Source organism: Streptomyces sp. NPDC043876, from assembly GCF_056435825.1.
Window position 1 is genome coordinate 274,811 of the sequence record NZ_JBWKDV010000006.1, and the last position, 6,898, is coordinate 281,708.

The 6,898-nt window shown below is 72.3% G+C and carries 5 protein-coding genes; 2 read left to right on the top strand and 3 right to left on the bottom strand.

What is annotated here, in order from left to right:
* Nucleotides 1-189 precede the first annotated feature (189 nt).
* Entirely contained in the window at nt 190-1,638 is a 1,449-nt protein-coding gene (locus tag AC0693_RS20800; protein ID WP_478802608.1) for an MFS transporter, read from the top strand.
* A 181-nt stretch (nt 1,639-1,819) separates the two neighbouring features.
* On the opposite strand, the gene AC0693_RS20805 is transcribed toward AC0693_RS20800, so the two are convergent.
* The gene (locus tag AC0693_RS20805) at nt 1,820-3,268 is read right to left on the bottom strand and encodes a cytochrome P450 (protein ID WP_478802507.1); all 1,449 of its coding nucleotides are present in this window, start codon (nt 3,266-3,268) and stop codon (nt 1,820-1,822) included.
* A gap of 126 nt (nt 3,269-3,394) precedes the next feature.
* Nucleotides 3,395-4,075: an excalibur calcium-binding domain-containing protein gene (locus AC0693_RS20810; RefSeq protein WP_478802508.1), complete on the bottom strand. Its 681-nt coding sequence runs from the start codon at nt 4,073-4,075 to the stop codon at nt 3,395-3,397.
* Between the two features lie 113 nt (nt 4,076-4,188).
* On the opposite strand from AC0693_RS20810, the gene AC0693_RS20815 reads away from it, so the two are divergent.
* A complete protein-coding gene (locus AC0693_RS20815) occupies nt 4,189-4,512 on the top strand; it encodes a putative quinol monooxygenase (protein ID WP_469316584.1) in 324 nt (107 codons plus the stop codon).
* A 5-nt stretch (nt 4,513-4,517) separates the two neighbouring features.
* Here AC0693_RS20815 and AC0693_RS20820 read toward each other — a convergent pair whose 3' ends face one another.
* Nucleotides 4,518-6,047, bottom strand: a complete 1,530-nt coding sequence (locus AC0693_RS20820) for a helix-turn-helix domain-containing protein (protein WP_356405416.1) — start codon at nt 6,045-6,047, stop codon at nt 4,518-4,520.
* Nucleotides 6,048-6,898: the final 851 nt, after the last annotated feature.

Genomic DNA, 6,898 nt, shown 5'->3' on the forward strand with positions numbered 1-6,898 from the left:
TGACATGTGAAATAGCACATGCTCTGGTCCGTTCGAGTGGTGACCCCCGGGACCCGGGCTTAGCGTCGAACAGTGGACCCGAACACATCGCCGAGCACCAGCGGGACCGAAGGCAAGGTCCGAGGGGACGGCGACGAGCAACGGCACGGGAACGGACTCGCACTGCTCGTCATCGCCTCCTGCCAACTCATGGTCGTTCTCGACATCACCATCGTGAACATCGCGCTGCCCCACATCCAGACCGCCCTCAAGTTCTCCACCGAGAGCCTCTCGTGGGTCGTCAGCGCCTACACCCTCACCTTCGGCGGACTGCTGCTGCTGGGCGGCCGCACCGGTGACATCCTCGGCCGTCGCCGCGTCTTCGTCTTCGGCGTCCTGCTCTTCGGCCTGGCCTCGCTGCTCGGCGGATTCTCCCAGAACGCGGGCCAGTTGCTGGCCGCCCGCGCGCTCCAGGGCGTCGGCGGGGCCATCGCGTCCCCCACCGCGCTCGCCCTGATCACGACCACCTTCCGTGAGGGGCCCGAACGCAACCGCGCCTTCGGCGTGTTCGCGGGCGTCTCGGCGGGCGGCGGCGCCATCGGGCTGCTCGCCGGCGGCGCGCTCGTCGAATGGCTCAACTGGCGCTGGGTGCTCTTCGTGAACGTCCCCATCGCGATACTGATCGCCGTCGCGACCCCGAAGGTGATCCGCGAGTCCGAACGCCATCCCGGACACTTCGACTTCGTGGGCGCCCTGACCGCGACGGTGGGCATGGTGTGCCTGGTCTACGGGTTCATCCGGGCCTCGCAGGAAGGGTGGACCGACCCGTACACCCTCGCGTCCTTCGCCGTGGCCGTCGTCCTGCTCACCTGCTTCATCCTGGTGGAGCGGCGCTCGCCACAGCCGATCACCCCGCTGCACATGTTCGCCGACCGCAACCGGGCCGGGACCTACGGCATGATGCTCTTCCTCGCCTGCGCCATGTTCGGCATGTTCTTCTTCCTCACCCTCTTCGTGCAGAACGTGCTCGGGTTCACCCCCATCCGCGCCGGCCTCGCCTTCCTCCCGGTCAGCGCCGTGATCGCGGTGGGCGCGGGCATCACCTCCCAGCTGCTGCCGAAGTTCGGGCCCAAACCCTTCATGGTCGGCGGCGCCCTCTTCGCGGCCGCCGGGCTCGGCTGGCTCACCTTCACCGACGTGCACTCCACCTACCTCGGCAGCATCCTCGGCCCGATGCTGCTCTTCAGCCTCGGCATGGGCATGCAGTTCGTCTCGCTGACGCTGATGGCCCTCTCCAACGTCCCCCACCGCGAATCGGGCGCCGCGTCCGGACTGCTCAACACCATGCAGCAGGTGGGCGGTTCGCTGGGCCTGTCCATCCTGGTGACCCTCTACGGCACGGCCAGCCGCAACGAGGCCGCGAAGCAGGTCCCGGCCTTCCTGGCCAACGCCACCCCCGAACAGAAGGCCGCCTTCCGGCAGACCGGCCGGCTGCCCGGCGCGTACGGCGCCCAGGTGCTGACCTCCGGCGTCTCCGCGGCGTTCGTCGTCGCGGCCCTCTTCGCCCTGGTCGCGGCCGTCATCGCGCTGGTCGTCATCCAGGTCCGGCCCTCCGACCTCGAACGGCTGAAGGGCACGCACACCCCGGCGGCCGTCTGAAGCGGCCGATCCGGGCGCGGTCCTCCCCGCGCACCACGGCGGGGCCGGGCGGAAGGATCCGCCCGGCCCCGCCGTCCCCCGTCGGTCACCCCCACCCTCGCAGGGCGCGGAGCCGGGGTATTGGACAAAAACGCCATGGCGCGCAGCGGCGGCCGCCCACGGGTGGTCCAGCAGCCCGCGGCTACCGCGTCGGCCGCAGCGGGCGGATCCGGCAGCGCGCCGGGCCGGTGGCCCGCAGGGTGATCCCGGTGCTGACCGGAACCTCGGTGTCCACGGCCTCGAAGGCGTACGCCCGCAGGGTCATGGCCAGGGCGATCACCGACTCCAGCATCGAGAAGTGCTGGCCGATGCACGCGCGCGGACCCCCGCCGAAGGGGAACCAGGCGTAGCGCGGCCGGGCCGCCTCCGCCTCCGGCGTGAAGCGGTCCGGATCGAAGCGCTCCGGCTCGGGCCAGTACTGCGGGTGCCGGTGGGTCACCCACGGCGCCAGGATCACCGTCGCGCCCGCCGGGACGGCGTGCCCGTCGATCTCCGCCGCGGCGACCGCCTGGCGCCCGATGACCGGAGCCGCCGGGTAGAGCCGCATGGCCTCCTTGAGCACCCGGGTGAGGTACGGCAGCCGCTCCAGGTCCGCGGCTTCGGGCGTACGGTCGCCCAGCACCCGGGAGACCTCCTCGCGCGCGCGGCTCTGGAGCTCGGGGTGGCGGGCCAGCAGGTGCAGGGCGAAGGCGAGCGAGGTGGCCGTGGTCTCGTGCCCGGCGAGCAGGAAGATCAGCACCTGGTCGCGCAGCTCGCCGGCGTCGAAGGAGGCGTCGTCCGCGCTCTCGGCGGCCGCGAGCAGGGTGAGCAGGTCTTCGCCGTCGCGCGCCGCGGCGGCGGAGCCCGCTTCCGGGGCGCGGCCGGCGGCCCCCGGCCCCCGGTCCGCCGTGCCGCGCCGTTCGGCGATGATCCGGTCGCACACCCCGTACAGCTCCTCCATCGCGGCGGCCGCCCGCCGGTTGCCCGGAGTCGGCCAGGAGCGGGGGATGTTGGCGGGGGAGTACCCGCGCCGGAGCACGTACTCCGTGATGACCGGAAAACACCGGTCGACGACGTCGACGGTGGCGTCGACATCGGTACCGAACAGGATCCGGGCGACCGCGCGCAGCGCCAGGTGCGTCATCTCGACCGAGACGTCGACCACCGCGTCCTCGGCCTCCCGCCAGCTCTCCAGGGTCTGCGCGGTCTCGGCGGCCACCGCGGCGGCGTACCCGTCGACCCGGCGGCGCGTGAACAGCGGCTGGACCAGCCGTCGCTGGCGCTGGTAGTCCTCGTCCTGACTGGTCAGCAGGCCGTTGCCGAAGGAGTCCCGGACCTCCTGGTAAAAGGGGTTGTCCTTGCGGAAGTTGGCCGACTCCGAGGCCAGGACCCGCTGCGCGCCCTCCGCGGAGAAGACGCCGTACAGCTCGGCCCGCAGCCCGGGCGGCCCGGCGCTGATCCGCACGACGTCCCCGTGCCGCTGCTGCGCCCGCAGGTAGGTGCCGAGCGAATCCGACGTGAGGTCGAACAGCGACCCGAGCAGCGGCACCCCCTCCAACCGCGGAGTCCGCACCCGGCCCGCCCCGCCCGACGCTGCTGTTTCCACTGACATGGCCGCCCCCTCGACACGTACCGACGGGCCGATTCTGCCGGGCCGCCGCGGCGAGCGGCGGGCCCTTACGGCCGAAACCGGCCGTTCCGCGGGCGCCCCCTCACCGCTCGCCCCTCGCCCCTCGTCCTACTTGTCGCAGGCGATGCCGTCGTTGTCCCGGTCCAGGGCCTTGCGGTAGCCGGGTTCGCCGCGCCGGATGGGCGCCGCCCCGGCGGCGCGGGCCGCGGCGCAGTTGCTGTAGTAGGCGTCCGCTCCGCCGCCCCCGCTGCTCGCGGCGGTGTCACCGTTGCCGCCGTCGCCCCCGGTGCTGCCGGTGTCGGTGGGGACGGTGGCCTTCGGCTTGGGCGCGGGGACGGGCGTCGCGCTGGCGGCGGGAGCGGGGGCCTTCGAGGGGTGCAGCGCCGCCCCGGCCTTTCCGGGACACGGCGTCCCGGGCGCCACCAGGGACAGTTCCACCGCCGTGTCGGGCGCCACCGGGGCGCCCCCGGCGGGGGTCTGGAAGCAGACCGTCCACGCGCCGTGCGCCGCGGCGAGGGTGACGTCGGAGTAGGCGCTGCGGGCCTCGACGGGCCGGGTGACCAGCGCCTTGACCGCCGTCTCGGCCTCGCTGAACCCCTTCCCGACGACCGAGGGCATCACAGCGGCGGTGGACGGGGACGCCGGCGCGGACACCGACGCGGAAGGGGACGCGGACGCGCTCGGCCGGGTCGCCCCCGCCGCCTTCGGCGCGGGATCCTCACACCCCGCTCCCAGCAGCAGGACCGCACTCACGACGACGGCGGCGGCCGCCCCACGGCGAACGAACACGATGGACCCCCCAAGTTCAGCATTGAACAAAGCCCGCAGCCTATGCGCGCCGCGGGACCCGGGGGGAGGCATTGACGAAACTGCTCGCCGGTCCCACTGCCTACAATGAGCGAATGATCTTCATTGTGGTGAAATTCGCCGTCAAGCCGGAGTACGTCGACCAGTGGCCCGAAAAGGTCGCCGACTTCACCCGCGGCACCCGCGCGGAGCCGGGCAACCTCTGGTTCGAGTGGTCCCGCAGCCTGGAGGAGCCGGACACCTACGTCCTGGTCGAGGCGTTCCAGGACGGCGCGGGCGAAGCCCACGTCAACTCCGACCACTTCCGCGCCGGCCTGGAGGCCATGCGCCCCCTGCTCACCCGGACGCCCGAGATCGTCAGCACGACGATCGAGGGCGCCACGGGCTGGAGCCGGATGGGCGAACTCCAGGTCGACTGAGCCGGTCAGATGTCGCGGAAGATCTCGATCTGGGCGCCGACCGAGTTGAGGCGCTCGGCGAGTTCCTCGTAGCCGCGGTTGATGACGTAGACGTTGCGGAGCACCGAGGTGCCTTCCGCCGCCATCATCGCGAGCAGGACGACCACCGCGGGGCGCAGGGCCGGGGGGCACATCATCTCGGCCGCGCGCCAGCGGGTGGGGCCCTCGACCAGGACGCGGTGCGGGTCCAGGAGCTGGAGGCGGCCGCCGAGCCGGTTGAGGTCGGTGAGGTAGATGGCCCGGTTGTCGTACACCCAGTCGTGGATCAGGGTCTGGCCCTGGGCCACGGCGGCGATGGCCGCGAAGAACGGGACGTTGTCGATGTTCAGCCCGGGGAACGGCATCGGGTGGATCTTGTCGATCGGCGCCTCCAGCTTGGAGGGACGGACCGTCAGGTCGACCAGGCGGGTCCGGCCGTTGTCGGCGGTGTACTCCGCGGAACGGTCGTGGTCGAGGCCCATCTCCTCCAGTACCGCGAGTTCGATCTCCATGAACTCGATCGGGACCCGGCGGATCGTCAGTTCCGACTCCGTGACGACGGCGGCGGCGAGCAGGCTCATCGCCTCGACCGGGTCCTCGGAGGGGGAGTAGTCGACGTCGACGTCGATGGTCGGGACGCCGTGCACGGTCAGCGTGGTGGTGCCGACGCCCTCGACCTTGACGCCCAGCGCCTCCAGGAAGAAGCACAGGTCCTGGACCATGTAGTTGGACGAGGCGTTGCGGATGACGGTGACGCCGTCGTGCCGGGCGGCGGCGAGCAGCGCGTTCTCGGTGACGGTGTCCCCGCGCTCGGTCAGCACGATCGGGCGGTCGGGGGAGACGCCGGCCTCGACCTGGGCGTGGTAGATGCCCTCGGTCGCGGTGATGTCCAGGCCGAAGCGGCGCAGGGCGATCATGTGCGGCTCGATGGTGCGGGTGCCGAGGTCGCAGCCGCCCGCGTAGGGCAGCTTGAAGTGGTCCATCCGGTGCAGCAGGGGACCCAGGAACATGATGATGCTCCGGGTCCGGCGGGCCGCGTCGGCGTCCATCGCGTCCATGTCGAGCCTGGCCGGCGGGATCAGTTCGAGGTCCACGCCGCCGTTGATCCAACGGGTGCGCACGCCGATGGAGTTCAGTACCTCCAGAAGGCGGTACACCTCTTCGATGCGGGCGACCCGGCGGAGCACGGTGCGGCCCTTGTTGAGCAGCGAGGCGCAGAGCAGTGCGACGCAGGCGTTCTTGCTGGTCTTGACGTCGATGGCGCCGGAGAGACGACGGCCGCCGACCACCCGCAGGTGCATCGGGCCGGAGTAACCCAGGGACACGATCTCGCTGTCGAGCGCTTCACCGATTCGGGCGATCATCTCAAGGCTGATGTTCTGGTTGCCGCGCTCGATGCGGTTCACCGCGCTCTGGCTGGTGCCGAGGGCGTCGGCGAGCTGACTCTGTGTCCAGCCCCGGTGCTGACGGGCGTCACGGATGAGCTTGCCGATGCGTACGAGGTAGTCGTCTGCCATGGCTGCACGGTATCTCACATATGAGATGTAGATCGCGCCGGGTGTGGCAGACGGGTGTCACCGACCGTCAGCCACCGTGTGTCGCTCCCGACTCGGACCCCCGGGCCCCGGGTGACGGGCCGTCGGGCACCCGGCCCCCTCCCGTGTCCCCCGTATCCGGATATACCGGACGCCAGTCCCCTGTCGGGGTACGTCCCCGGTGACCCAATCCCGCCCGCGGCCCGGCGGGCACGCCTCAATCGCCGGCGGGGCTGAGGCATGCCCCCTGGCCCAGGGGTGGGCGGGCCGGCCCGCGTCCGTTCGCCTCAATCGCCGGCGGGGCTGGGCATGGCCCCTGGTCCGGGGTCGACGGGTTCGCCTCAATCGCCGGCGGGGCTGGGTAGGGCCACTGGGCCGGGGTGTCAGGGTGGTGGCGCCGCGGCCCTGCGGAGCGTCTCCTCGGCTCGCGGAACGGGGGGGGGTCCGCATCAGTGGTCCGGTGCTGTCCGCTCGTCCTGCGGGGACACTCCTCCGGGCCACGTCACCACCACCCTGACGCCGCGCCGCCCGGCGGGTCGTGGTCGTGACGGGGACGCGCAGGAGTGTCCCCGCAGGACGAGCGGCCACCGCTGGGGGCTTTCTCCGACCGGGTGAGGCCGCGAGCCGAGGAGACGCTCGTGCGGGGCACCGGCACGGCCGCGGCCCGCCCCCCGCCCCCGGACGAGCCCTACCCGACCCCCCGGGTGCCGGGCCCACGCCGCGGGTCGTGGTCGGGGCGGGGACGCGCAGGAGTGTCCCCGCAGGACGAGCGGCCACCGCTGGGGGCTTTCTCCGACCGGGTGAGGCCGCGAGCCGAGGAGACGCTCGTGCGG

What these genes read in the sequence shown, in the direction of transcription:
- AC0693_RS20820 (WP_356405416.1), bottom strand. Translation starts at nt 6,047, where the DNA reads ATGGCAGACGACTACCTCGTACGCATCGGCAAGCTCATCCGTGACGCC.
- AC0693_RS20815 (WP_469316584.1), top strand. Translation starts at nt 4,189, where the DNA reads ATGATCTTCATTGTGGTGAAATTCGCCGTCAAGCCGGAGTACGTCGAC.
- AC0693_RS20800 (WP_478802608.1), top strand. Translation starts at nt 190, where the DNA reads ATGGTCGTTCTCGACATCACCATCGTGAACATCGCGCTGCCCCACATC.
- AC0693_RS20805 (WP_478802507.1), bottom strand. Translation starts at nt 3,268, where the DNA reads ATGTCAGTGGAAACAGCAGCGTCGGGCGGGGCGGGCCGGGTGCGGACT.